The following is a 24,956-nucleotide window of genomic DNA, read 5'->3' on the forward strand; positions in this document are numbered from 1 at the left end:
CGTCGACGGATAGTCGCTTTATCGGACAGTGAGGCTGCTTTAGCTACCCACGCATCGGGAATGTGTTCAGAAAAGGTGGTGAGYTGGGCAACATCAACAGGGTTTTCTTCAAGGAAGTCGGCAAAGAAGTGTTGAATAGACATAAAAAATCGGAAACCTATAAACAGATTTCCGATTGTCTCTCATCAGAAGGATCGGTCAACCGATCCTTATCTGATCTACATTGCGGTGAAATACCGGGCTTTGAAATTGGATAAAGAGGCAAATTAGCAAATAACTTTAACGGCTAAACCACCCTGAGACGTTTCGCGGTATTTTGCGTTCATGTCTTTACCTGTTTCTAGCATGGTTTCGATAACCTTATCCAGAGATACAGTCGGAGCCGATGAACGGCGTAGAGCCATACGAGAGGAGTTGATCGATTTCACGGCGGCAATACCGTTACGCTCGATACATGGAACCTGCACCTGACCTGCGACAGGGTCACATGTGAGGCCTAGGTTGTGCTCCATCGCGATTTCAGCAGCCATACAGACTTGCTCAGGGCTACCACCCATAAGCTCAGCAAGACCTGCTGCAGCCATAGAACAAGCAACGCCAACTTCACCCTGACAGCCAACTTCCGCACCTGAAATTGACGCGTTACGCTTGTAAAGGCCACCAATCGCGCCAGAAGCGGCGAAGTAGCGGATGTAATCTTTCTCAGTGACGGTTTGGATAAACTTGTCATAGTAAGCCAATACCGCTGGGATAATGCCACATGCACCGTTCGTTGGAGCCGTAACCACACGGCCACCTGCTGCGTTTTCTTCATTGACGGCGAAAGCAAACATGTTGACCCAGTCTACAACAGCCATTGGGTCGTTCGTCGTTTTCTCAGAAGTCATCAACTGCTGACGAAGAGCCGCAGCACGACGAGGCACGCGCAGTGGACCAGGCAGAATGCCTTCTGTGTTCATACCGCGATCCATACACTCACGCATGGTTTTCCAGATGTTAGCAAAGTAAGTGCGAGACTCTTCTTCAGAGTGCAGTGCGGCCTGGTTCTTCATCACTAGTGTACTGATGGAGAGGCCGCTTTCTTTACACTGGTTTACCAACTCTTCAGCGGTTGTGAATTCGTAAGGTGCTTTAATCGGGTTTTCTTCTTCTTTGCCGAAGTTTTCTTCGTCAACGATGAAACCACCACCGATTGAGTAATAGGTTTTTGAGTACACTTTCTCGTTGTCGATCCAAGCGTGGATCTGCATACCATTTTCGTGCAACTCAAGGTTAGTAGTATGGAAGTTCATACCGCCATCTTTCGGGAACGATACTGTGTGACAGTGCATGCCAACAGGTAGGCGCTCCGTTTCCTCTACACGAGCGATAAAGCCCGGAATAGAGTCGATATCGACTTTCTCAGGAGTATTGCCTGCAAGACCCATGATGATAGCGATATCTGTGTGGTGACCTTTCCCTGTCAGTGATAGCGATCCATAAACGTCAACGGTGATTTTAGTGATGTCGCGCAATTTTCCCATTGAACGTAAATCATCAATAAACTCTTTGCCCGCCTTCATTGGGCCTACAGTGTGCGAACTTGAAGGACCAACACCGATTTTATAGATGTCAAAAACACTAATCATATCGATTTCCTCAAAATAAAGCCTCCCAAGGGGGAGCGGGAGGCTTATTATTATCGTTATATTTTTTGTTTAACCACTTAATTCACTAGTGTGATTAAAGTGCTCCGTAGATTACAGAACTAATTGCCGCAAGACCACAGATAGTTGTGAAAATCTGTACAGGTGCAGAAGTTTTGTACTTCGCCATTGCTGGGACTTTCTGCATTGCGAATACAGGCATTAAGAATAAGATGGCCGCAATCATTGGCGCGCCCATGGTTTCGATCATGCCAAGGATGCTTGGGTTAACAATAGCCACAATCCAAGTGGTGATAACGATGAATAGTAGAGAAGCTTTTTCAATCTTGCTCTTCGGTGCTTCAGAGCGAGATTTGATTAGACCAACAAGACCTTCATGCGCTCCTAGGAAGTGACCAAAGTAGCTAGATGTAATTGCCGCGAATGCTACTAGTGGGCCCATGTAAGAGATCAGTGGTGACTCATGAACGTTTGCTAGGTAAGACAGTACAGAGATGTTTTGTTCTTGCGCCATTGCTAGCTGCTCTGGAGATAGAGACAACACAACAGAGAATACAAAGAACATCACAAAGCCCATCAGCATCATAGCTGCGCCGCCGGTGATAGCATCTGTTTTCTGAACAGCATTTTCACCATATACACGACGTTGCTCTTTAGAGAACTGAGAGATGATTGGGCTGTGATTGAAAGAGAAAACGATGATTGGGATGGCTAGCCAAACGATAGAAGGCATTGCAGACCAGTCCGGTGCGACTTCAACCATTGAGCTGTTCCAGTCAGGAATCAGGTAGAAAGACAGAGCAAGAAGGATGAATACCAGTGGGTATACCATCGCAGATGTCGCTTTCAACATCAGTTCTTTACCGAATACAACGCCTGCAGTCATTGCTGCAATCAGTGCACCAGACAGCAACCAGCGAGGGATGGATTCCATGCCCATTTGGTTGACGAGAAAAGAATCGACTGTGTTTGTAATACCTACACCATAGATAAGAACAATAGGGTAAATAGCAAAGAAATAAGCAAAAGTGATAAGGTTTGCGCCAGCTTTACCGAAATGTTCTTCCACTGTATCAGTGATATCTGCTTCAGGGTTTTTCGCGGAAAGAACGAAACGAGCCAGAGATTTGTGAGCGAACCAAGTCATTGGAGCGGCGATTAAAGCAAGGATAACTAATGGCCAAAAGCCGCCAGCACCTGCTTTGATTGGAAGGAATAGTACACCAGCACCTACAGCAGTACCGAAAAGTGATAGACACCAAGTGAAGTCCTTGTAAGTAAACTTACTAGACGATTGTGCGGCTGAAACCGCCGAATTTGTAATATTCATTTTGTGATACTCATTTTTGGGAACAGGAAATAAGTCGGGTGCAATTTTGCATAAAAATCTTGCACGAAAAATAGATCTAAATCATGAATTGATACGAGTGATAATATGATATGTCAAAAACAGGTTTTTGCTCACGAAAATGATGTGCTACTGGTGATTTATGCTAATTGTTAAGATTAGAAAAACTAATATTGTTGCGATAATGTTTTATGTATGTCGCAAGAAAACGTTTTCTTTATTGATGAATAGTTTAACTAATGTGAGTGAATGTCGGTTGATATTAAGATTTATTAATATTGGTGCATGATATGCTTCTGCATCGCGTGGATAATTTGCGCAGTCATACCCCAAATAAAGTGCTTTTCATAGGATAAGCCAAATACACGATGTGAATGATTCCGGAATTGGAAACGCTCACTGTGCAAGTGTCGTTTATCAAGGACAATTTCCGCTGGCACTTCGAACACTTCATCGACCTCGTTGGTGTCTATAGTTGCTTGGTAATTGGGGGACACAAAAGCAAGAAATGGTGTCACTGTAAACTTACTAATGGTGATGAGCTCTGGCATTTGGCCAAAAATGGAGATTTCATGCTGTGCAATGCCGACTTCCTCATAAGTCTCTCTCAATGCTGTGTCAGCTAGTGAATTGTCCCAGTGTTCATATTTTCCACCTGGAAAGCTGACTTGCCCAGGGTGGTGCTTTAAGTGTTTGGCTCGCTTAGTGAAAATAATGTTCAGGCCGTCGTCTCTTTCAACAAACCCTATAAGTACCGAGGCTTTACGTAAAGAGGCATGGTTAATATGCGCAACTCGCTTTAACGCTTCATGGTGGTAGTCGACAGTTTGTTGTAGCTGGAACTTCTGAATTAATTGGTTTTTATTGAGTTCTGACAACACGTTAGCTCCGTATGTGTATTTGAAAAACTGAACTTTATGATTCATGCTTGAAAGACCATCATATACCAAGGATAGCTCAATATATGAAAGGAATTATCTTCACAGAATTTATGGACTTAGTCGAAGAGAAGTTTGGTCTTGATGCACTTGACCAACTGCTTTCAGATGTTGGCGATGATGGAATTTACACGGCTGTAGGCAGTTACGACCATAAAGCTTTGGTCGCATTGATTGTTCAATTGAGTAAGCAAACTGGTATTTCTGCGGAGGAATTACAGCGCGTATTTGGTCAGTCTGTTTTTGAAAATCTTTACCAATCGTTACCCGAGAGAAGTAGTCTTCAGGGGTGCAAAAACTCGCTGCAATTTATCCGATTAGTGGAAGATTATATTCATATTGAGGTCAAAAAGCTTTATCAGGACGCCAACCCGCCACGCTTTGAATTCATTTCGGAAACGGAAACTGAGATGGTATTTGATTACAAAAGCGCCCGATGTATGTCCCATGTTTGCTTAGGTTTAATTGAGGGATGTGCCCAGCATTTTGATGAATCATTGAATATAGCCATGGAAAACAACAATAAAAGTGGCAATGATGTTAGGTTCAAGGTGACGGTCGTAGGGTAAATGTAGATGAGTAGTCAGTCTGCGTTAGAGCGGAAACTTGCCAGAGAGATTGCTGCGCGCAAGCAAGCAGAGCTGTTATTGGAACAGAAAAGTCTTGAACTTTATGAAGCCAATGAACACCTGAAACTGGTGCTTACTCAGTTAAAAAGGCAGACGCATAAAGACTTACACAAGCTGGCTTTTGAAGAGCAAATCAACGAGACATTAATTCACTTTGGTCGTGCTTTTTTAAGCCGGACACTGGATGATGGTTTGCTTTCGAGTCTTCTTGAGCGCTTAGACTCTTCCTCCGCGCTGACCAAATCTGGTTTGTATATTGTTCCAGATGTCGTATCAACGGTGCACGACAGTCATTTTGGTTGTGTTCAGCGAGAGCATATCGATGCGATCAAACCCTATGCCTATTGGGAAGACGAAAGAGTGTCACTGCCCTTAGAAGTCGATCATCAAGTGGTTGGGGAACTGTCTGTTCTGACAAAAGATCACGATATAGATGCTGAGTTCATTGTGAGTCAGATGCGCCTGGTTGCGGACTTACTTTGCAGTGCCATCAGCCGACAAATCATGTTAACTAGTAACCAAGAAGCCAGAGCGAGGGCTGAGGAATCAGAGAGATCAACGAAAGAATTTGTTGCGATGATCAATCATGAGTTGAGAACACCGCTCAATGGATTACTGGGTAGTGCTGAATTACTGTCCGACACTTCTCTGGATGACGAGCAACGCACTTTGTTGACTAACCTTTCGCATACCGGTGATTTTTTAAGGCACATCATTAACGACATTCTTGATTTCAGCAAAATGAGCGCGGGTATGATGGATCTTATTCCGTCGACGTTTGCTTGGGTCGATCTCAATGAAATGCTTCAGGGAGTGTTCGTTAATAAGGCGAAAGAAAAAGGGGTGCAATTTTCCATTCACTCCTCCTCAGAAGTGCCTGCTCTACTTATTGGTGACTTTGACCGTATTTGCCAAATTCTGATTAACCTTATTGGTAATGCCATCAAATTTACCTCAGTAGGTTCTGTAACTGTCGAAGTCCTGTGGTCTGAAAATAGCTTAAAAGTATCGGTCAAAGATACCGGAATAGGTATCCCTGAGGCTGCGCAGCCGATTCTTTTTGATCCATTTGTTCAAGCCGACAGAACCGCAAAACGCCACTTTGAAGGGACAGGTTTAGGGTTAGCTATTTGCAAAAACCTGATTGATTTAATGGAAGGTGAGATTAACTTTACTAGTCAAAAAGGGGTGGGTACCGAGTTTAAGGTGTCTATTCCCCTCAAAGTTGCAGAGCAAGAGTCAATACCCAACAAAGCCGAAAGTCATACCAACGCTAAGCCACTTGAAAGCCTATCTATTTTGGTAGTGGATGATATCAGAATGAATCAAGTCATCATCAATCAAATGTTGAAAAAATGGTCGATCACGCCTGACATTGCCAACAATGGTGTGGAAGCGATTCAAGCGGCATTAGGAAGCCGTTATGACCTTATCTTTATGGATTGTCGTATGCCAGAAATGGACGGCTTTGAAGCGACCAGCTACTTGCGCGAGCAAGAATTTAAATTGCCAATTATTGCTTTAACGGCTGGGACAACGTTGGAAGAGCGCGAGAAATGCATCCAATGTGGTATGGATGATATTCTCACCAAACCGTATACCGCCAAAGATCTCAAGCTTATGTTGGAAAAATGGGCCTAGCTCTCCAATATCGGAAGAATACGGCAAAGTTTGTCTAACGTTTCCTGATACTCCGCATCGCAACCACTATCCGCGACTAAGCCGCCGCCAGCCCAAACGTATATTTGATGGTTTTCTGCAATGAGCGTACGAATAGTAATACTAGTATCCATGGCTCCATGTCGGCTGATGTAGCCAATGCTCCCGCAGTAGGCACTGCGCCGATGAGGTTCCAACTCTTCAATAATTTCCATGGCCCGAACTTTAGGGGCCCCAGTGATTGAACCACCGGGAAAGCTGGCACGAAGCAAGTCCGCAGGTGAATACTGAGTATCTAATTCTGCTCGTATTGTACTGACAAGATGATGCACTGCGGGAAAGCTTTCAATATCAAACAGTTTTGGTACATGAACAGACCCCGGTTTCGCCACTCGACCTACATCGTTTCTCAACAAGTCGACAATCATCAGGTTTTCTGCTTGATCTTTCTCTGCTAGTGCGAGTTCTTGTGCTGAAGCAGCATCCAACTCAGCATCTTGATGCCTTGGGCGAGTGCCTTTAATTGGTTTTGTTTCGATGAGGCGATCATGGACTTGCAAAAAACGCTCTGGTGAGACGCTAAGAATTGCACCGTGTTCAGTGCGAACGAAAGCCGAAAATGGTCCTTTATTATACGCTTCCAGTTTTTGATATGCTTGCCACTCGCTCCCTAAATACTCTGCCTTAAAGCGCTGGGCGAGGTTAATTTGATAGCAGTCTCCTGAGCGTAAATACTCTTGGACTTGTTCAAAGCGCGCTTGATAACCTTGTTTTGTCATGTTTGACTGCCAAGGACTGATGAGGGCAAATGGCGGCGACTGTTTAGATGATTGAGATAGAAGCCAATCGTAATGGCGCTCGATATTTTCGCCAACGACGAATGCTTGTTTATCTTTATGATCTATCACTACAGCCCATTCATAAACGCCGACGGCCATATCGGGTGTCGAGAGGTCGTGCTCCGCCATTTGTGGCAGCTTTTCAACTCGGCGGCCTAAATCATAGGCAAAGTACCCTAGTACACCGCCAATGAAAGGTAGTTCACCTTTGTATTCTTGGTTTGGTAGCCATTGACTCTGCTGTTGCTCTAAAAGCATGAAAGGGTCTTGGTCAGACTCAAATTGTCCTTCAGGATTCACTATCTTTGTGATGTCACTACAGGTGGTAAGTGTCACCAGCGGATCAGCGACCAAAATGTCGAATCGACTGTCAATGTGGTTTTCGGATGCAGAACGTAACAACATTGCCCATGGCTTGTCCTCAATATGGCTGAAAAGCTGCTTTGAAAGTTCAGCATGGTAATTAATGGGTTTGATTTCTAAGCAATTTGGTGTGTTGTTATTCATTTGTTTAATTTGTGACAAAGAGATCGTTCACTGCATAGCAAGAGAGGAGAACCAAGAGTATCATATTGCCAACTATCGCCGCTACAGTGACGTTTTATAATAAAAAGATAGTGTCAGTCTTCTAAACTTGTGGTGACAAGCAAGAATATAAAACTGGCGTTTATACGGCGGTGTTAAAGGAAGCATAACTATAACGAGGCATGCAATGACGGTAATTCGCAAGCAAGATGTGATCAGCAGTGTCGCTGATGCACTTCAGTATATTTCTTACTATCACCCTCTAGACTTTGTTCAAGCCCTTGAAGAAGCCTACCACAAAGAAGAGAGCCAAGCGGCCAAAGACGCTATTGCTCAGATTCTTATTAACTCTCGAATGTCGGCAGAAGGTCATCGACCTATCTGTCAAGACACTGGAATCGTCACTTGTTTTGTGAATATCGGTATGGCAGTTCAGTGGGACTCTACTGATATGACGGTGCAACAGATGGTCGATGAAGGCGTCCGTCAGGCATACACTAATCCAGACAACCCGCTACGTGCGTCTGTTCTGCTTGACCCAGCAGGTAAACGAATCAATACCAAGGACAATACACCAGCGGTTGTTCATATCAATATGGTACCGGGCAATACAGTTGAAATTCAGATTGCTGCAAAAGGTGGTGGCTCTGAGAACAAAACCAAGATGGTGATGCTTAACCCATCTGATGACGTTGCAGAATGGGTTGAGAAAACACTGCCAACCATGGGGGCAGGCTGGTGCCCACCGGGAATGTTGGGTATAGGTATTGGCGGGACGGCCGAGAAAGCAGCGGTATTGGCGAAAGAGTCTCTGATGGAGCATATTGATATTCAAGAGTTGATCGAACGTGGTCCAGAAAACGCTGAAGAAGAGTTACGTCTTGATATTTTCAATCGTGTCAACAAACTGGGTATCGGTGCACAAGGCCTTGGCGGTTTAACAACTGTGGTCGATGTGAAGATCAAAACAGCGCCAACACACGCCGCTTCTAAGCCAGTGTGCTTGATTCCAAACTGCGCGGCGACACGCCACGTACACTTTACTCTCGATGGCTCAGGCCCTGCGGATCTCACTCCACCTAAACTTGAAGAGTGGCCGGATATCACTTGGGAAGCGGGGGCAAACACACGCCGTGTGAACTTGGACGAAGTAACTCAGCAAGACGTAGAGCAGTGGAAAACGGGTGAAACCGTTCTACTATCAGGAAAAATTCTGACCGGCCGTGATGCCGCGCACAAGCGTATTCAGACTATGCTGCAAAATGGTGAAGGCCTTCCAGAAGGCGTCGATTTTAAAGGCAAGTTTATCTACTACGTCGGTCCTGTCGATGCCGTGGGTGATGAGGCAGTGGGGCCAGCTGGCCCAACAACGTCCACCCGTATGGATAAGTTCACTGATATGATGCTGGAAGAAACAGGCATTATGGGCATGATAGGTAAAGCTGAGCGTGGCCCAGCGACGGTTGAGTCGATCAAAAAGCACAAAGCGGTTTATCTGATGGCAGTTGGTGGTGCGGCTTACCTTGTTGCAAAAGCCATCAAAAAAGCACGCGTTGTGGCATTTGAAGACCTAGGTATGGAAGCGATTTACGAGTTTGAAGTCGAAGATATGCCTGTCACGGTTGCGGTTGACTCGAATGGTGCCAATGCACACCAAATCGGCCCGGATACTTGGAAAGTGAAAATCCAAGAAATGGAATCTCAAGCCTAAGGCTGATGAGAAATAGCTGAATTACATAGCAAATATTTGATAAAAGGTGCAGAAGATAATGCACCTTTTTTTATATACTGCTTTTTATGTTGGAGAACCTCAGGAGCATTCATGCCTCGATTTATTCAAATCCTACAGCTGGTTATTGCCGCAGTGATCGGTGTATTTGTCGGCTACGATCTTATTCTGCATGGGATCAGCATATTTGATCAGAAGTACGTCACCATTACTTGCGCGTTGTTTGTTTTACTGGAAATAGCTTTATTCGTGATCTACAAGTTGATAGAAGATGACTAAAAGTACCTCCCATCTACGCTGAAAATAACTAAGCCTCTGATTATTATCAGAGGTTTTTTATTCATCTTTCATTAAGATTACAATGATTAGGATGGATATGTGTTCAAAACAAAGAGACTGTCAATGAAGAGCATTACTCAGGAAGTGAATGATTTTATTAATCGAAGCGTTGATTCCCATGTGCGAGTCGCCGTAACGGGCTTATCACGTGCGGGTAAGACTGCATTTATCAGCTCGTTGGTCAATCAGCTGCTGCACACTTCTACTCATGACAACCTTCCGTTAATGGCAGCAGCTCGTGATAAGCGCTTAGTGGGCGCGAAACGAGAGCCTCAAGCAAACATGATGGTACCTCGATTTGCGTATGATGACGCTATGGAACACGTATTTTCTGAACGGCCAAAATGGCCTGAACCGACACGTGATGTAAGTGAGATTCGTCTTGCGGTCAAATACCGACCAACTCGTAAAACGAAAAAACTGTTTGGCAGTACTTCAACGTTGCACATCGATATTATTGACTATCCAGGTGAGTGGTTACTCGATCTTCCATTACTCGACATGGACTTCCATCAATGGTCTCAAACACAATTTGCTGCGCTTAAAGGCCTACGCGGAGAATTAGCGCAAGGTTGGTTAAACCAACTTGACCAACTCAATCTATCGGGCGAGTTGGATGAGAAGCAGCTTGAACAAATCGCTCAAAGCTATACCCAGTATTTGCATGATTGCAAAAATGGGGGATTGCATTGGGTACAGCCGGGAAGATTTGTCTTGCCAGGTGAGCTTGAAGGAGCCCCCGTGCTGCAGTTTTTTCCTTGTCGTTTCGAACAAGAGGACAAAGCCAGCAAAGACTCCAATTTAGCCATGCTAAAAGCGCGGTATCAGGAGTATCAGCAAAAGGTTGTGAAAGCGTTTTACAAGCATCACTTTTCGACATTTGACCGTCAAATTGTATTAGTTGATTGCTTACAACCATTGAACGCCGGTTACGAATCTTTCCATGATATGCGCCATGCAATTGAGCAGATCATGCACAGCTTCCGCTATGGCAGAAGCAATATGTTAAAGAGATTATTTGCCCCGAGAATCGATAAGATATTGTTCGCGGCGACTAAGGCCGATCATGTCACGCCAGAGCAGCATCCAAATCTAGTTTCTTTATTGCAGCAGATGGTACATCCCGCTTGGCAAACGGCGTCTTATGAGAACATCGAAATGAGTTGTATCTCCATGGCGTCTATTCAGGCAACTAAAACAGGTTTCATCAATCGTGGTACTGAATCGGTTCCGGCAATTCAGGGCATAAATCTTGATGAACAACCACTTACAATCTTTCCTGGCGAAGTTCCAAAAAAACTGCCTCAGAAGAGTTTCTGGCAAAACGAAGGATTCGAATTTATTGCTTTCCGGCCACTCCCTAGCTCGGTAGATGATCCTCTGCCCCATATTCGTATTGATAAAGCGCTGGAATACCTGATTGGAGACAAGCTGAAATGACCGATTCTCAAAATGCAAAGCTAAAGCAAAAGCAAGTCTTCACTCAAACATTGGATCAAGAGCCTGTGGGGAGCGACCCAGACTTGACCTCCCAAATGCAGTTTGAAGAACAAGAAACCTTTATACCAACGGCAATCAGCTCAGAAGAAAAACAAAGCGAGGCTGAAGATAAGCTGGAACAGGTGATTCGACCCAAATCAGGACGTCGATGGTTAGCGAGCGGGTTACTTACGGCGTTTTCTGGCTTGGTTGGTTGGCAAGCAATTGACAGTATTATTACGTCTGTTCAAAGTTCTGATTGGCTAGCGCTTGGCTGGGCTGGTTTTATGTCGACCTTGGCAGCGTTAGGAGTCGGGGCAATTGGTAAGGAGCTGTGGAAGCTTAAAACGTTACGTCATCACTTTTCTATTCAAGAGCAGAGTGAAGCCTTGATAGAAGCCAACAGCGTTGGGCAAGGTAAAGCGTTTTGTGAAGACATCGCTAAGCAAAGTGGTATCTGGGCTGAATCTCCGAGCTATGACCGTTGGCTACATAGTGTTAATGACTCCCACAGTGATGCCGAAGTACTGGATATGTATGATGCGATGGTGGTGAGTGAACAAGACAAGAAAGCAACCAAAATCGTCACTCAGCATGCAACGGAATCAGCGGCTTTAGTGGCAATAAGCCCACTGGCTATTGCCGACATGTTGCTGGTGGCATGGCGTAACTTCAAAATGATAGATAACGTGGCTGGGGTGTATGGGGTCGAGCTGGGTTATTGGTCGAGACTAAAGTTGTTTAAAGCGACCTTGATCAATATGGCGGCTGCAGGTGCCAGTGAACTTGCGGTTGACGCCAGTATGGATTTGATGTCGATGGATCTTGCTGGAAAAGTATCGGCCAGAGCAGGTCAGGGGCTGGGCGTTGGTATACTGACAGCAAGATTGGGCATCAAAGCGATGGCGCTGCTGAGACCAACTCCGTGGCACCAAGACAGGAGAGTCAAACTCGGGGCGATAAGAAAGCAGATCGTTGAAAAAATCGCCGCCATTACAATCAAATAGTGTGAATGTGAAGCAAGTGATGTTGGTTTGCTTGACGAGGATCTAGGCTTAGGGGAAACTACTGTCAACTTTTCCTGACACCTCAGACTAGGGATATAATCAGTGCGTTTAGAAGTGACATGTGAAGACAGATTAGGGCTCACTCGTGAGCTACTCGATATTCTGGCTTCTAAAAATATTGATTTACGAGGGATCGAAATCGACATTACAGGCATTATCTACCTGAACTGTCCTGATATTGATTTTGATACTTTTAGTGAACTCATGGCCGAGATACGTCGAATTTCGGGAGTAAGAGACGTACGCAAGATTCAGTTCATGCCTATGGAAAGGCATAACACGGAACTCATTTCTCTATTGAACAACCTTCCTGAGCCAGTTTTGGCGATTGATTTAAAGGGCAATGTTGACATGGCGAACCATGCTGCATTGAGCTTGTTTAGTTGTGAAGAAGAGGAAATGATTGGCCACCAGATAAGCACTCTACTGCCGAGCTTTAACTTTTCTAAATGGGCTGAAGGTAAAATTACTCGCCAACGCGAAAACATTGTGATTAGTGGCCTCGACTACAGCATGGAGATCATGCCGGTCTATATTACCGATGAATCGAATGAGTCGATTCTCGCCAGTACGGTAATGATCATCCGCTCTTCGCAAGAAAAATCCGCCCTAGAAGACTCATTACCTCTGCACAATAATTTGGGGTTCGAGCATTTTGTAGGTGTGTCAAATCGGCACAAGGCTCTGATAAGCCAAGCAAAAAAACTTTCTATGCTTGACCAGCCTTTATTGATTCAAGGGGAGACTGGGACAGGTAAAGAGATGCTGGCCAGAGCGTGTCATAACCGATCACATCGTGCGGCTTCTCCTTTCTTGGTACTAAGCTGTGCCTCTATGCCGGACGATGTGGCAGAAACGGAATTATTTGGTCATGCGCCAGGCTCGTTTAATCATGAACAGGGCCATAAGGGGATTTTTGAGCAAGCTGATGGGGGCACGGTTTTCTTAGATGAAATCGGTGAGATGAGCCCGCATCTGCAAATTAAATTACTACGCCTATTGCAGGATGGTACTTTCCGTCGTGTCGGTGCTGAGCAGGAAATTCATGTTGATGTGCGAGTGATTGCTTCTACTCGACATAACCTTGCGGATCTTGCCGAGTCTAAGTCTTTCCGTGAAGATCTTTTCTACCGTCTTAACGTTTTGACGCTCAATATCCCAGCTCTGCGTGAACGTTCCAATGATATTGGCCCTTTATTGGACTTGTTCGTTGTGAAATACGTTAAACAGCTTGGTATCAAGAAACCAGATATTGATGAAACCTTGGTGGATCAGTTAGTTAACTACCAGTGGCCAGGTAATATGCGTCAGTTAGAGAATATGGTACTTAGAGCGTTGACAGAGCTGGATTCCGACACTCTCACTATTGACCTATTCCACCTTCCTCAGCTTGAAAGCCCAACGGCCAGCGGGCCCACAATCAATTTGGATGGATCGCTGGATGAGATAATGAAAGATTATGAATCTCAGGTTCTTGAGCGCCTTTATCAGTCTTTCCCATCAAGTCGGAAGCTAGCGAAGCGTCTCAATGTTTCTCACACTTCAGTGGCCAACAAATTACGTGAATACGGAATAAGAAAAAACTAAATGGAACGAATCAGCACTCCCCAGCAGGTATTTGAGCAGGATGGGGATATTATCCTGCGTACTGCTGAACCCACTGACGGTCAGCTAATTTCCGATTACTTCATTGCCAATCGAGAGCACCTCAAGCAATGGGAGCCAAGAAGGGAAGAGGCTTTCTTTTCGGAATCAGGTTGGACCCAGCGTTTGATTAAGCTCAATGAGCTGCATCGTATGGGCTTAGGTTATTACCTCATCATCATTGATAGTGAGTCAGGAGCAATGCTCGGTACGGTGTCGTTTAGCAATATTTCACGCTTTCCTTTTCATGCCTGCAATCTTGGTTACTCACTTGGTGAGAGCGCTCAGGGTCGAGGAGTCATGACACGGGCATTGAAGATGGCCGTGAACTACATGTTTAACATCCAGAATATTCATCGGATTATGGCGGGTTACATGCCGCGCAACCATCGTAGCGAGGCAGTGCTTGACCGTCTTGGTTTTAAACGAGAAGGTTTTGCGCAGGATTACCTATTGATTGATGGAAAATGGGAAGACCATAACCTAACCTCTTTGATTAACCCGGATTGGAAAGAAGGCTGAGCATGAGTCGATTAGAGCAACAACTGGCTTTATTGATGGAGCTGGATCAACTGAAATCGGTTTTGAGACGTACTCGAGTCAAAAGTGCGGAGGGGCGTCTTGAAAACAGTGCGGAACATAGCTGGCACGTTGCTTTGATGGCAATTTTAATGGAAGAACATGCTAATGAGCCGGTGAATATTGCGCGCGTCGTTAAGATGCTGTTATTGCACGACATAGTGGAAATTGATGCTGGCGATACTTTTGTATACGACGTTGCGGCATCGCAAGTTCAGCAAGAGAAAGAGCTTGCCGCTGCAAAGCGATTGTTTGCGATGTTACCAAAAGAGCAAGGACAAGAACTGCTTGATCTTTGGCTAGAGTTTGAGCGAGCAGAATCGGCAGATGCCAAATTTGGTAAAGCTTTGGATAGGCTCATTCCTATGCTGCTTAATTACCACAATAATGGTCAGAGCTGGCTTGAACACGGAGTAACCCGTGAACAGGCGCTGACAGTGAATAGAAAAATAGAATATGGCTCAGAAGCTTTATGGGATAAAGCACAGAAAATCATTGAAGAAGCCACCCAAAAAGGCTGGCTCAAAGCTTAAATGAATGCCATTACGAGGAAAATGAATGTCGTATCTCACTTTGGATGAATACCAAAGAAAATGGATTTTCACTCATCAATCTATGCCTGTGCCAGTACAGGACCTAGAGCAAATAAAACCCATGACGCAGGCTCGTGCTGCGCAGCTTTGGAAAGATAATATTAGTGCTCAAAGCCCAGACTCAGAGCGTTTAAGCTCGGGTGATTGGCCAATGAAAGAGTCCAGTTGGAAAGATAATGTGAACTGGATGGCGGCCTGGGAGTCGGATGAAGAAGCATTGCCCGAGGGAGTTGCAGAATTCATTGACTGGCAAGACGATGTTACGGTTTATTTTTGCTACGAAAAGTACAATGTTATTGAAACCAAGTGGAGTGTATTTAAGAAGCACTGGAAAAACTTTTTGTTTTACGATGATGGGCCTATTCTTATTGGCCGTAGACGTAAAGAGGCCTTGTGGTTTGATTCAGAAGGTAATGTAAAACTTGGGCATCGAGACTAGACAAAGCAGCCAATTGGCTGCTTTGTTTTTATTCGCTAAACAACCGTGACTACATTACGTAGATCAAGCAAAAGTTTATGAGCACTGCTGCCAGACAAACTGTATGGTTCAAACTTTGAGTTGGTTGAATACTTAAGGTGGATGGGCATGGTTGCGTTGACTTCTGGGATATACCCCATACTCCATTCACTGCATTCTCGTTCAGTGACTTCGGAGTAGTCCAGCAATAGAATATTCTCATGTCGTGGATCATTAAGGATCTGATGGTAGATTTTATTAACTTGTGCCCTTGAACCCTCAAGACATTGCAAAAAGTAATTGCGATTGAACAAAAGTAAGCCTGTCACATCAATGAGGGAATTGTTTTTCCTTGCCACATCAAGAATGTTTTGAATGTCTGATTCAGTCACTCCCTTAGCGATGGTACTGGTGTAAACCAACCTGACTAGGAACATAGTCTTCTCCTTGTGATTGCGCGTTTGCTTCCTTGAATCTTTATTATATGCAATAAAACTCATTTATTTTTATTAACGTCTATAATGAATTTAATTAATGAAGTCTGGTTAGGTTTGATTGATGGAAGATAAGATTCTGAACTCTGTTGTCGAAATCACTGAGCAAAGAAATTCTTTATCTCTTGGCCACTGCCTCGTTGCCACCTTATTAGAAATGATGCCCATTGAATCAATTCGTCTTGTTCATTATTTATCGAGTACTTCTATTGTGGTTGCGAGTGTTTATCGACATGGTGAGAGTAATGACTACCAATGGGCATATGATCAAGCCCCTGAGCAATGTTATAGCCACGAGCATAGTCATAGTGTGCTGACTATTAACCAACTCAATAACACTCAGTATGTTTGTCAGTGCCCGATCCCTATTTCTGAGCAGAGTTCAGCGTTGTTAGAGATAAAAACCACTTCGGACCCATCTCAATTTGAACTTCTTATCGATGGCTTTTCAAAGATTTATCGCAATTACTTAATTGTATTACATGAGAGTGAGCGGGATAAATTAACTGGGTTACTCAATCGGAAAACATTAGAAGAAAGGTTGTCTCATAGCTTTAATTTGGCCTCTGGCCATGAAGCGGATGAGCAGGCATGGGTTGCGATAATTGATCTTGATCTGTTTAAGTGCATCAACGATACCTACGGGCACATGATTGGAGATGAAGTGCTACTGATGTTCTCTCAACAACTACAGAACTTCTTTTCAGAGCAAGTTCAGTTATTTCGCTTCGGTGGTGAGGAATTTGTCTTACTGCTGCCTCCTCAGGAAAAACAGCAAGTGATCAATGAACTTGATCGCTTTCGTCGACATATAGAGGCATTCCGCTTCCCACGAGTTAATAGTATGACATTCAGCTGCGGTGTATGTGCGATCTCTCGGCATGAGTACTTGCCGACGATTTTAGGTCATGCGGATACTGCATTGTACAGTGCGAAGGAGAATGGGCGTAACCGAATTGAGTGTTATGAAGATCTCATCTTAGGAAGAGCAGGGCCGAATGATGATGATCATTTGGATTACGTAGAGCTCTTTTAAAAGATCAAATTTGATCAAGTAATATGCTGAATTATAAAGATATAGCTAGCAAATAAAATGTGATTTATTACTCAAAATTAGCTCATACCTTTGCGCAATTTATGTAATTTGCTATCATTTTTGAGACAAATGGTTTGAGTCACCAATTTATATCGGTTTATAGAAAGAGACTTAGGGAATAGTAGTGGATACAAATATCTCTCAATTACGCAAAGATTTTTATGCTCAAATAAGCTCATTACAGGCTTACTCTTTGCCGCAGACTAAGCCCACTCTTTCTCTATTGACCGAAGAAGAACTTCAAGTGCTTGAAGCTTTGTGGATTGAACTTTCTGTTTGGAAGAAAAAACAGAATCACTAACGACCCTACTCACCCAGTTTTATAAATAACCTCACGAATGAAATTCGCTGAGGTTTTTTATTGCCTCAAAATTAAATTGTTATATTATAACAAAAAGTGATCTGACCATTGATTTATCGGGTATCAATCCCCATAGTTAGTCACATAAGAGATTTCTAAAATGATAGAAATAGAAGATAGCAAGATTCAAGTGAGTAGGGATATGGCGGAAGTTAGAGCCAGAGTAGATTTTAAAGTCGGTAAAAACAGTGACATAGAAGCTGAGCTTCTTTCGTTTAAAGGACTGAAGACCGACAAGGAACACGTAGCCGTCATTTTCAAACAAGCCGATAAGACCCAGTCCAGCCCTTTAGTTCGCTTACATTCAGAGTGTCTGACAGGCGACGTGTTCCATTCTTCTCGATGTGACTGCGGTGAGCAATTGGATGAAACCATCAATAAGATGGGAGAGTCTGGTGGCATTATTCTTTACCTTCGCCAAGAAGGCCGTGGTATTGGCTTATATAATAAGATTGACGCATATAAGCTACAAAGCCAAGGCATGAACACTTATGAAGCCAATAATCATCTAGGATTTGGTGATGACTTGCGTGATTTCACCGAAGCCGCGCAGATGCTCAAAGCATTAAGCGTTGATAAGATCCGTCTAATCACTAATAACCCGAAAAAGATCCGTGAATTGAAAGAGCACGGCATCGAAATTGAAGACACTGTCAATACTTCAGCGCATGTCAAAGAAGGCAACGAAGGATACCTTCAAGCCAAAGTCTCGCATGGTAAGCACGATCTAAAGCTGTAACCCGTTGAATACCCTATGTTGATAAAAGCCTCACTTTTGTGAGGCTTTTTTGTATAACCCTTGCAAAAAAAATGTAAGTTTGTATTATCTGCGCCTATAAGTGTAAATGAGAATAATTAGCACTTATTATGCAGAATAATTATTAAGCTCAACAAGGATGCTTTTCAATGAATGTAAAATCACTTTTAGCGCGCTCTGTTGCAACTTCTCTCGTTCTTGCTAGCAGTTCTGTTTTTGCAGCGAACGTGACGAAAGAGCAAGTGGTAGAACACTACGCAGATGTTGCTCACGCAGTATTTGCCGATGCACTAACAACTGCTAAGACACTAGACCAATCTATCGAATCTTTCCTTGCTGCTCCATCTGAAGCCAAGCTTGCTGAAGTAAAACAAGCTTGGCTTGACTCTCGCGTACCGTACCAACAGTCTGAAGTATTCCGTTTTGGTAACGCGGTTGTTGATGATTGGGAAGGCCAACTAAACGCATGGCCTCTTGATGAAGGCCTTATCGACTACGTATCTACTGATTACCAGTATGAGCTAGGTAACGAAGGCGCGAGCGCAAATATCGTTGCAAATAAGCAGCTAACGATTGGTGCAACTAAACTTGACGTTGCACAGCTGACTCCAGAAGCGATTGCTGATCTGAACGAGGTGGGCGGCTCTGAAGCTAACGTTGCATCTGGTTACCACGCGATTGAATTCCTGCTATGGGGTCAAGACCTAAACGGTACTAACGCTGGTGCTGGTGAGCGTGCTTACACTGACTTTGTTGTTGGTAAAGGTTGTACTAACGGCAACTGTGACCGTCGTGGTGAGTACCTAAAAGCTGCTGCTGACCTACTGGTTCAAGATTTACAGTGGATGGAGAAACAGTGGTCTTCAGATGTAAAAGGTAACTACCGTGAAGAACTTCTCAACGACTCTGCGGACAACGGCCTTCGCAAAATGCTATTCGGCATGGGTTCTCTATCTCTAGGTGAGCTTGCTGGTGAACGTATGAAAGTCGCTCTAGAAGCAAACTCTACTGAAGATGAGCATGATTGTTTCTCTGACAACACGCATAACTCTCACTACTACAACGAGCAGGGTATCTACAACGTATACACTGGTCTGTATAAACGTGAAGACGGTACGCTTCTATCTGGTCCTAGCATCGCAGATCTTGTAGCGCAGAAAGATAAAGCAGCAGCGGAAGAGATCCAGAAGCAGTTCGACGTAACACTATCTCAAGTAGGTCAACTTGTCACTTCTGCTGAAAAGAACGGTCAGTACTTTGACCAGCTAATTGCAGCAGGTAACGCGCAAGGTAACGCACTAGTAAACGAGACAATCATGTCTCTAGTTGCTCAGACTTCATCTATCGAACGTGCGGCAAAAATCGTTGGTATCAACAGCCTGAACCCTGATACAGCTGACCACGAATTCTAAAAACAATTAATTAATTTTAAGGGCTCTTAGTGAGCCCTTTTGCTGTTTATATAACCACACTTTTAATGAGAATATTTCTTAACAAAGTGTTGGTCTTTACCCGAGAACTATTGGTATGAAGTTGTATAAAAAGTCCATATTAGCCTCTCTAATACTGGTGAGTGCTTCTGTTTCTGGTTATGAAATGAAATCTGGCGGCGGTACCGCGGTTAAGAAAGAGGGTGCCAATGCATACTCTTTGCCGGCTGGAAACCTGCCAATGTCCAAGCGACTGGATTTCAGTGTTGGTAACAGTTTTTTCCGTAACCCATGGGTACAAGCACCGGCTTCTACCGATGCCCGTGACGGCTTAGGGCCTCTTTTTAATACCAATGGTTGTCAAAACTGCCATATTAAAGATGGTCGTGGCCACCCACCAGGAGAAGGGGACATTCATGCCGTTTCCATGCTAGTGCGTTTGAGTATTCCTGCGATGACACCAGAGCAGAAAAAAGCTTTCATCAAAGATGGTGTGATCCCTGAACCAACGTATGGTGGTCAGCTACAAGACTTTTCACTTCAGGATCAAACTCCTGAAGGACAGATCAACATTACATACACAGATGTACCAGTGACCTTTACCGATGGTACAAAAGTGGTGCTACGTAAACCAAACCTCAAAATTATAGATTTAGGTTATGGCGAGATGCACCCAGATACCCAATTTTCTGCACGCGTTGCTCCGCCAATGATTGGCTTGGGGCTATTAGAAAGTATTTCTGATGAAACGCTGCAAACTTGGGCAGATGAAAATGATGCTAATGGCGATGGTATCTCAGGTAAGGTGAACAAAGTTTGGGATGTACAGAAGAATGATTTCTCCATTGGTCGCTTTGGCTGGAAATCTGGGCAACCCACGCTGATGCAACAAAATGCTGCGGCATTTAACGGTGATGTTGGCCTGACCAGCAACCTGTTCCCGAATGAAAACTGCACGTCAAAGCAATCTATTTGTGCTGAATTACCAAACGGTGGAGCTCCCGAAGTAAGCGACAACATTCTCGATTTCGTTGAATTCTATTCTCAGCACTTAGCCGTACCGATTCGTCGTAATATGAATGATCCGCAAGTTAAGCTTGGGCAGAAGTTATTTGCCAAAGCAGGGTGTGATAGCTGCCATAAGAGCGAAGCGAGAACCATGAAGCGAGAAGGCCTACCGGCTTTGTCGAATCAGAAAATTCATCCTTACACCGATTTACTGCTTCATGATATGGGTGAAGGACTTGCAGATAACAGGCCTGAGTATTTGGCGAATGGACGTGAATGGCGAACTGCGCCATTATGGGGCATCGGTTACACCGAAGAAGTCAACGGCCATACTTATTTCCTTCATGATGGCCGAGCACGTAACCTGATGGAAGCGGTGTTGTGGCATGGTGGTGAAGCTGAGCCCGCGAAACAAACCGTTCTCAAGTTCAATCAAAAAGAGCGCGATGCATTGATCGCTTTCTTGAATTCATTGTAAGGAATCACGATGAAGATCTTTTCTTTATCAGCACTGGCTGCCTCGATGATGCTACTGGCTGGCTGTCAGTCAACCAGCAGCACAATGCCAGTCGCCCAGAAAACCTCTCATCTTAGTCAGGGTGTTTACCAAGTTGAGTTTGCCGCTGCGCACACTTTTTCAAATCAAGCTGACAAGCTGGCCGCTCAAATGTCAGCTTATTGTGCGGACGAGACGGAATTGGAGTCACTGAAGTCACAATGGCATCAAACCATGGTTGCTTGGATGGCACTACAAGGGCAGGAAAGGGGGCCTGAAAAGGCGCTTGAGCAGAGCTGGAATATTCAGTTTTGGCCAGACAAGAAAAATACGACGGGTCGCAAGATGACTGCACTTACGGGCCAAAGCAAGACTTGGACGCAAGCGCAAATTTCACAGCAGAGCGTGACGGTTCAAGGTTTAGGCTCGGTAGAATGGCTGTTGTATGACCAAGCCTCTTCTTTGAGTTCATCACAAGCTATCTGCCAAACCGGTATTGCAATCGCAGAGAACATTGCCGCGAATGCTGAGACCATTGCTATGGCATGGGAGACTAACCCTTGGGTTGAGCTGGATGAAAAAGCATGGATGTCCGAGTACATTTCTCTTCTTTCTAATCAGCTTGAATACAGCATGAAAAAGATGAGTCGTCCTTTAGCGAACTTCGGTAAACCAAGACCGTATTTCGCTGAGTCTTGGCGATCAGAAACTTCCATGCAGAATCTCAAAGCTAACATTGAAGCGATGCAGGCGTTGTACTTAGCGGGCGGAAATGGGCTGGATAAACTGCTCCGTGAGCGTGGAAAAGTACAACTTGCTGACAGCATTGCTCAGCAGTTTGATACTGCACTGGAAACGTGGCCGACCGATGAAAGCTTGTTTGACATGCTGCAGACAAAAGAGGGTTATCGCAAAGCCTACGCTCAATACAATAAGCTGGAGCAGTTGAAGTATCTTATCCACGAAGAAGTGGCGATTGAACTTGGTGTCGTAATAGGGTTTAACGCAACTGATGGTGACTGATAACACAAGAAGAAACCTTCTCAAGGCAGCGCTGTTTGGCGCTGCTGCGCCTTTGCTGCCTTTCGGTTGCGCGAGCACGTCCGAGACATTGGGTCAGCCGTCACTGATCGGTTGCTCCTTATATGGTCGAGACAAGTACTCTGCGGTGGTCGCAGATGAGTTTGGTCACCCGATAAGACAAGTTCCTCTTCCTGCAAGAGGGCATGGAGTCGCAACAAACGCGAAACTTAATCATGCGGTGGCGTTTGCTCGTCGTCCAGGTACATTTTTCGTAGTTTTTGACTATGTGACTGGCGAAGTGATCAAATCCTCAGCCGCCCATTCCAATCGTCACTATTATGGTCATGGCGTGTATTCAAACGACGGTAAGTGGCTGTATGCAACAGAAGGTGAGCGTGGTACCAGCCGAGGCATTATTGGTGTTTACGATGTGCTGTCTGGTTATGACAAGGTAGCAGAGTTTACCAATTTTGGCCTTGGGCCTCATGAAGTGATTGCCATGCCAGATGGTACTCTAGCAATTGGTGTTGGCGGTGTTCATACCAATGGCCGACAGCCGCTTAACATTGCAACCATGAAGCCCAGCTTGAGCTACCTTAACTCCAATGGTGAACTGACAGAGCAGGTGGCTTTGCCAGATAACCATTTGAGTATTCGTCATCTCGCACATGATGGTGACAAAACTGTCCTGTGCGGTCAGCAGTACCGTGGTGAGCCTTATGAGTCCCCGTCTCTTTTGGCAATGCATACTCAAGGTGGTCAAATGATCCCGCTGGAAGGGGAACCTGAACAGTGGGCAAGATTTAATCATTACATCGCGAGTATTGCGGCAACCGATGAGTGGATCTTAGCCACATCACCTCGCGGAAACTGCTATGGAATCTGGTCTAAGCAAACCAGAAAAATGGTTGAATTAGCCTCATTGCCAGACGCTTCGGGTGTCGTCGTTCAGAATGGTTTTTTTCGAGTTAGCTCGGGGGCTGGCGGCGTGATCACGCAATATTCACCTGAAGAGAAGAAAAAAATTCAGTCAGGAATTCAATGGGATAACCACTGGTCGATGATTTCTTAGCCTACTTCATTGTAAAGCTTGGGAAAATTAATATTCTCATCAACATTTCATCCTAGCCTCTTATTTCTCTGCCATACTTTGATCTCGGGCGATTAGATTGGAGAGTAAGATGGCTAGACTTAACCCCCTTCTATTACTGCTGATAATTATTCCTATACCAACGTGGGCCAGTAGCTATTTTGAGCGTATTGGGTGGTTGGAGCCTGACAGTCATGTCCTAAGAGTTTTACAGTATTCGAGAGATGTTGAGCAGATTTATCAGAGCAATCACAATCAACTGATTTGGTTTGACCTGCAACAGAGCTCTCGCCTTGAGTTCCAGCTTGAAATCATTACCAGTGCTGGTTTTAGCCCCCTTTTTGCACGCCAGCTAAGATATCTTGAATATTATCGGAAAAGCAATCGTTGGCATGAGTATGACTTGCTTGCCACGGACACCTTACTTCTTTATATCAGTTATGCTGAGCAAGCCAAGCTGCTTGGCTATGACTGGTTTTTCGAGTCTAAGCTGTATAAGCCCTTACCGAGATTGAGCCAGACCAATTTGATCGCTGTCGCAGTGGCGGTCGAACATCAGCAGTTAAGCGAGCTGATCGAAGTGTATACGCCTGATAGTGATGACTACCAGCAGCTGATAGATAGTTACCTGCACGTTGTAAAGTTTGAAGAATTGAACCTCCCTGAATACCACCAGCGAGGATTAAGAGAAATCGGTGATAAGCTTGAAAACCGCGAAGTGTTGTTAGTCAGAATGGAGATGGTCGATGTTGATTTGTCGGGAGTTCGACGTGATGTCGGCTGGTACGATGCTACCTTAGAAGCCGCAGTAAAGCAGTTCCAGCGCCTTCATGGTTTAATCGGTGATGGCATTATCGGCCCCGATACGATTCGCTGGCTTAATACTAGCCCGAGTGAACGCTTATCCATTTTGGCACTCAATGCTGAGCGCAGTCGATTGTGGCCGATTGAGCGTGACACCATCATTGTGGTGAACGTTCCGGGCTTTGAAATGAAATATTGGTACTCAGGTCAAGCTGTGTTTCAGTCCAAAGTCGTTGTAGGGCGTAAAGGCAGACCAACACCGATGATGACGACTAAGCTGGACTCACTGATCCTTAATCCTACTTGGAACGTGCCTTGGAAAATTATGGTTGAAGATATTATTCCTAAGGTAAAAGAAGACCCTGAGTATTTGGTTAAGCAAAATATTAAGATTGTGCCTAAGTGGGGATCAAAAGAGTTGATTAACCCAGAGGATATTGATTGGCAGAATATGCGTCCCAGTGCATTTCCTTATCGAATGACGCAGCTTTCAGGAAACAACAATGCGCTCGGCCTATACAAGTTCAATACCCCTAATCGACGTGCTATCTACCTGCACGATACACCAAGTAAGAATTTGTTTGACGAAGCAAGCCGGGCATTTAGCTCAGGTTGCATTCGGGTTGAGCACGCGGATCAGTTTGCCACTCGGCTACTTGAGACCCAAGGGCTGGATATGTCGACGCTGGACGAAGAAGAGTTGGCGGCAAACAAATCGATTCCACTCAAACAGTGGGTGCCGGTGCATATCATCTACCAAACAGCCTGGTCAGAGGGCGGCAAAGTGCATTACAGGGACGATATATACCGCTGGGATCGTTTCAGTTACGGCAAAGGGTGAACCTGACCAAAAAATCACATTTTCTCCCAACAAACTTTTTTATTAATAAGGTCAAGTACTAAGTAAATTTCGATGCTCAAGATCT

Annotated in this window: 23 protein-coding genes and 1 pseudogene; 18 read left to right on the forward strand and 6 right to left on the reverse strand. The window is 44.6% G+C overall.

Features of this window, described 5'->3' with window-relative positions:
* From L1D15_RS20805 to L1D15_RS20820, 4 genes and pseudogenes are all read right to left on the reverse strand, one after another.
* Nucleotides 1–143: pseudogene (locus L1D15_RS20805) on the reverse strand (IS4 family transposase); the annotation flags it as partial.
* 123 nt (nt 144–266) lie between these two features.
* Nucleotides 267–1,628: an L-serine ammonia-lyase gene (locus L1D15_RS20810; protein WP_019276100.1), complete on the reverse strand. Its 1,362-nt coding sequence runs from the start codon at nt 1,626–1,628 to the stop codon at nt 267–269.
* Between the two features lie 94 nt (nt 1,629–1,722).
* Complete coding sequence (locus L1D15_RS20815) at nt 1,723–2,976, reverse strand: aromatic amino acid transport family protein (RefSeq protein WP_239876901.1); 1,254 nt, start codon at nt 2,974–2,976, stop codon at nt 1,723–1,725.
* Nucleotides 2,977–3,266: 290 nt separating this feature from the next.
* On the reverse strand, nt 3,267–3,920 hold the full coding sequence (locus tag L1D15_RS20820; protein ID WP_239868472.1) for a CoA pyrophosphatase: 654 nt from the start codon (nt 3,918–3,920) through the stop codon (nt 3,267–3,269).
* A 38-nt stretch (nt 3,921–3,958) separates the two neighbouring features.
* On the opposite strand from L1D15_RS20820, the gene L1D15_RS20825 reads away from it, so the two are divergent.
* Together L1D15_RS20825 and L1D15_RS20830 are read left to right on the forward strand one after the other, a co-directional pair.
* Nucleotides 3,959–4,501, forward strand: a complete 543-nt coding sequence (locus L1D15_RS20825) for a heme NO-binding domain-containing protein (RefSeq protein WP_239876902.1) — start codon at nt 3,959–3,961, stop codon at nt 4,499–4,501.
* 6 nt (nt 4,502–4,507) lie between these two features.
* A complete protein-coding gene (locus tag L1D15_RS20830) occupies nt 4,508–6,202 on the forward strand; it encodes an ATP-binding protein (protein WP_239836587.1) in 1,695 nt (564 codons plus the stop codon).
* Here L1D15_RS20830 and pabB read toward each other — a convergent pair.
* Nucleotides 6,199–7,566, reverse strand: a complete 1,368-nt coding sequence (gene pabB / locus L1D15_RS20835; RefSeq protein ID WP_239876903.1) for an aminodeoxychorismate synthase component I — start codon at nt 7,564–7,566, stop codon at nt 6,199–6,201. The two genes, L1D15_RS20830 and pabB, sit on opposite strands and share 4 nt — an antisense overlap.
* Nucleotides 7,567–7,771: 205 nt before the next feature.
* Here pabB and L1D15_RS20840 point away from each other — a divergent pair, with 205 nt between their 5' ends.
* The 8 genes from L1D15_RS20840 (at nt 7,772) to L1D15_RS20875 (ending at nt 15,453) form a co-directional block, all read left to right on the forward strand.
* A complete protein-coding gene (locus L1D15_RS20840) occupies nt 7,772–9,295 on the forward strand; it encodes a fumarate hydratase (RefSeq protein ID WP_239836585.1) in 1,524 nt (507 codons plus the stop codon).
* A 111-nt stretch (nt 9,296–9,406) separates the two neighbouring features.
* Complete coding sequence (locus L1D15_RS20845) at nt 9,407–9,592, forward strand: hypothetical protein (RefSeq protein WP_239868477.1); 186 nt, start codon at nt 9,407–9,409, stop codon at nt 9,590–9,592.
* Between the two features lie 123 nt (nt 9,593–9,715).
* Entirely contained in the window at nt 9,716–11,092 is a 1,377-nt protein-coding gene (locus tag L1D15_RS20850) for a YcjX family protein (RefSeq protein ID WP_239876904.1), read from the forward strand.
* A complete protein-coding gene (locus L1D15_RS20855; protein WP_239876905.1) occupies nt 11,089–12,138 on the forward strand; it encodes a TIGR01620 family protein in 1,050 nt (349 codons plus the stop codon). The genes L1D15_RS20850 and L1D15_RS20855 overlap by 4 nt, the downstream gene beginning before the upstream one ends.
* Before the next feature lie 102 nt (nt 12,139–12,240).
* Nucleotides 12,241–13,785, forward strand: a complete 1,545-nt coding sequence (gene tyrR / locus L1D15_RS20860; protein WP_239836580.1) for a transcriptional regulator TyrR — start codon at nt 12,241–12,243, stop codon at nt 13,783–13,785.
* Nucleotides 13,786–14,364, forward strand: coding sequence for a ribosomal protein S5-alanine N-acetyltransferase (gene rimJ, locus L1D15_RS20865; protein ID WP_239876906.1), 579 nt, complete (start codon nt 13,786–13,788; stop codon nt 14,362–14,364).
* Between the two features lie 2 nt (nt 14,365–14,366).
* The gene (locus L1D15_RS20870; RefSeq protein WP_239868489.1) at nt 14,367–14,954 is read left to right on the forward strand and encodes an HD domain-containing protein; all 588 of its coding nucleotides are present in this window, start codon (nt 14,367–14,369) and stop codon (nt 14,952–14,954) included.
* Between the two features lie 25 nt (nt 14,955–14,979).
* Nucleotides 14,980–15,453, forward strand: coding sequence for a DUF2947 domain-containing protein (locus L1D15_RS20875; RefSeq protein WP_239836577.1), 474 nt, complete (start codon nt 14,980–14,982; stop codon nt 15,451–15,453).
* Nucleotides 15,454–15,488: 35 nt separating this feature from the next.
* Here the strand turns inward: L1D15_RS20875 and L1D15_RS20880 are convergent, their stop codons facing one another.
* Nucleotides 15,489–15,908: a BLUF domain-containing protein gene (locus L1D15_RS20880; protein ID WP_239868492.1), complete on the reverse strand. Its 420-nt coding sequence runs from the start codon at nt 15,906–15,908 to the stop codon at nt 15,489–15,491.
* A 121-nt stretch (nt 15,909–16,029) separates the two neighbouring features.
* On the opposite strand from L1D15_RS20880, the gene L1D15_RS20885 reads away from it, so the two are divergent.
* The 8 genes from L1D15_RS20885 to L1D15_RS20920 all read left to right on the forward strand — a co-directional run bounded on the left by L1D15_RS20885 (nt 16,030) and on the right by L1D15_RS20920 (nt 24,871).
* A complete protein-coding gene (locus L1D15_RS20885; protein WP_239876907.1) occupies nt 16,030–17,001 on the forward strand; it encodes a GGDEF domain-containing protein in 972 nt (323 codons plus the stop codon).
* Nucleotides 17,002–17,185: 184 nt separating this feature from the next.
* On the forward strand, nt 17,186–17,362 hold the full coding sequence (locus L1D15_RS20890) for a hypothetical protein (protein ID WP_239836574.1): 177 nt from the start codon (nt 17,186–17,188) through the stop codon (nt 17,360–17,362).
* A 160-nt stretch (nt 17,363–17,522) separates the two neighbouring features.
* On the forward strand, nt 17,523–18,161 hold the full coding sequence (ribA, locus tag L1D15_RS20895) for a GTP cyclohydrolase II (RefSeq protein WP_239876908.1): 639 nt from the start codon (nt 17,523–17,525) through the stop codon (nt 18,159–18,161).
* Between the two features lie 167 nt (nt 18,162–18,328).
* A complete protein-coding gene (locus L1D15_RS20900; protein ID WP_239876909.1) occupies nt 18,329–19,591 on the forward strand; it encodes an imelysin family protein in 1,263 nt (420 codons plus the stop codon).
* A gap of 115 nt (nt 19,592–19,706) precedes the next feature.
* A complete protein-coding gene (locus L1D15_RS20905) occupies nt 19,707–21,095 on the forward strand; it encodes a di-heme oxidoredictase family protein (protein WP_239876910.1) in 1,389 nt (462 codons plus the stop codon).
* A 9-nt stretch (nt 21,096–21,104) separates the two neighbouring features.
* Nucleotides 21,105–22,136 (forward strand): imelysin family protein, encoded by a 1,032-nt coding sequence (locus L1D15_RS20910; RefSeq protein WP_239876911.1) that lies wholly within the window; start codon nt 21,105–21,107, stop codon nt 22,134–22,136.
* Nucleotides 22,126–23,208: a DUF1513 domain-containing protein gene (locus L1D15_RS20915; RefSeq protein WP_239876912.1), complete on the forward strand. Its 1,083-nt coding sequence runs from the start codon at nt 22,126–22,128 to the stop codon at nt 23,206–23,208. Before L1D15_RS20910 ends, L1D15_RS20915 begins: the two co-directional genes overlap by 11 nt.
* 109 nt (nt 23,209–23,317) lie before the next feature.
* Nucleotides 23,318–24,871 (forward strand): L,D-transpeptidase family protein, encoded by a 1,554-nt coding sequence (locus tag L1D15_RS20920; RefSeq protein ID WP_239876913.1) that lies wholly within the window; start codon nt 23,318–23,320, stop codon nt 24,869–24,871.
* The last annotated feature ends 85 nt before the right edge of the window (nt 24,872–24,956 follow it).

Source organism: Vibrio sp. Isolate25 (assembly GCF_022398025.1).
Taxonomy (GTDB): Bacteria; Pseudomonadota; Gammaproteobacteria; order Enterobacterales; family Vibrionaceae; genus Vibrio; species Vibrio coralliilyticus_A.

Bases quoted from the DNA above. Each gene is read 5' to 3' on its own strand.
- L1D15_RS20910 (WP_239876911.1), top strand. From the start codon at position 21,105: ATGAAGATCTTTTCTTTATCAGCACTGGCTGCCTCGATGATGCTACTG.
- L1D15_RS20815 (WP_239876901.1), bottom strand. From the start codon at position 2,976: ATGAATATTACAAATTCGGCGGTTTCAGCCGCACAATCGTCTAGTAAG.
- L1D15_RS20845 (WP_239868477.1), top strand. From the start codon at position 9,407: ATGCCTCGATTTATTCAAATCCTACAGCTGGTTATTGCCGCAGTGATC.
- L1D15_RS20885 (WP_239876907.1), top strand. From the start codon at position 16,030: ATGGAAGATAAGATTCTGAACTCTGTTGTCGAAATCACTGAGCAAAGA.
- L1D15_RS20855 (WP_239876905.1), top strand. From the start codon at position 11,089: ATGACCGATTCTCAAAATGCAAAGCTAAAGCAAAAGCAAGTCTTCACT.
- L1D15_RS20880 (WP_239868492.1), bottom strand. From the start codon at position 15,908: ATGTTCCTAGTCAGGTTGGTTTACACCAGTACCATCGCTAAGGGAGTG.
- L1D15_RS20915 (WP_239876912.1), top strand. From the start codon at position 22,126: ATGGTGACTGATAACACAAGAAGAAACCTTCTCAAGGCAGCGCTGTTT.
- L1D15_RS20875 (WP_239836577.1), top strand. From the start codon at position 14,980: ATGTCGTATCTCACTTTGGATGAATACCAAAGAAAATGGATTTTCACT.
- L1D15_RS20870 (WP_239868489.1), top strand. From the start codon at position 14,367: ATGAGTCGATTAGAGCAACAACTGGCTTTATTGATGGAGCTGGATCAA.
- L1D15_RS20850 (WP_239876904.1), top strand. From the start codon at position 9,716: ATGAAGAGCATTACTCAGGAAGTGAATGATTTTATTAATCGAAGCGTT.
- L1D15_RS20920 (WP_239876913.1), top strand. From the start codon at position 23,318: ATGGCTAGACTTAACCCCCTTCTATTACTGCTGATAATTATTCCTATA.
- L1D15_RS20905 (WP_239876910.1), top strand. From the start codon at position 19,707: ATGAAGTTGTATAAAAAGTCCATATTAGCCTCTCTAATACTGGTGAGT.
- L1D15_RS20900 (WP_239876909.1), top strand. From the start codon at position 18,329: ATGAATGTAAAATCACTTTTAGCGCGCTCTGTTGCAACTTCTCTCGTT.
- L1D15_RS20820 (WP_239868472.1), bottom strand. From the start codon at position 3,920: ATGAATCATAAAGTTCAGTTTTTCAAATACACATACGGAGCTAACGTG.
- L1D15_RS20825 (WP_239876902.1), top strand. From the start codon at position 3,959: ATGAAAGGAATTATCTTCACAGAATTTATGGACTTAGTCGAAGAGAAG.
- L1D15_RS20810 (WP_019276100.1), bottom strand. From the start codon at position 1,628: ATGATTAGTGTTTTTGACATCTATAAAATCGGTGTTGGTCCTTCAAGT.
- rimJ (WP_239876906.1), top strand. From the start codon at position 13,786: ATGGAACGAATCAGCACTCCCCAGCAGGTATTTGAGCAGGATGGGGAT.
- pabB (WP_239876903.1), bottom strand. From the start codon at position 7,566: ATGAATAACAACACACCAAATTGCTTAGAAATCAAACCCATTAATTAC.
- L1D15_RS20830 (WP_239836587.1), top strand. From the start codon at position 4,508: ATGAGTAGTCAGTCTGCGTTAGAGCGGAAACTTGCCAGAGAGATTGCT.
- ribA (WP_239876908.1), top strand. From the start codon at position 17,523: ATGATAGAAATAGAAGATAGCAAGATTCAAGTGAGTAGGGATATGGCG.
- L1D15_RS20840 (WP_239836585.1), top strand. From the start codon at position 7,772: ATGACGGTAATTCGCAAGCAAGATGTGATCAGCAGTGTCGCTGATGCA.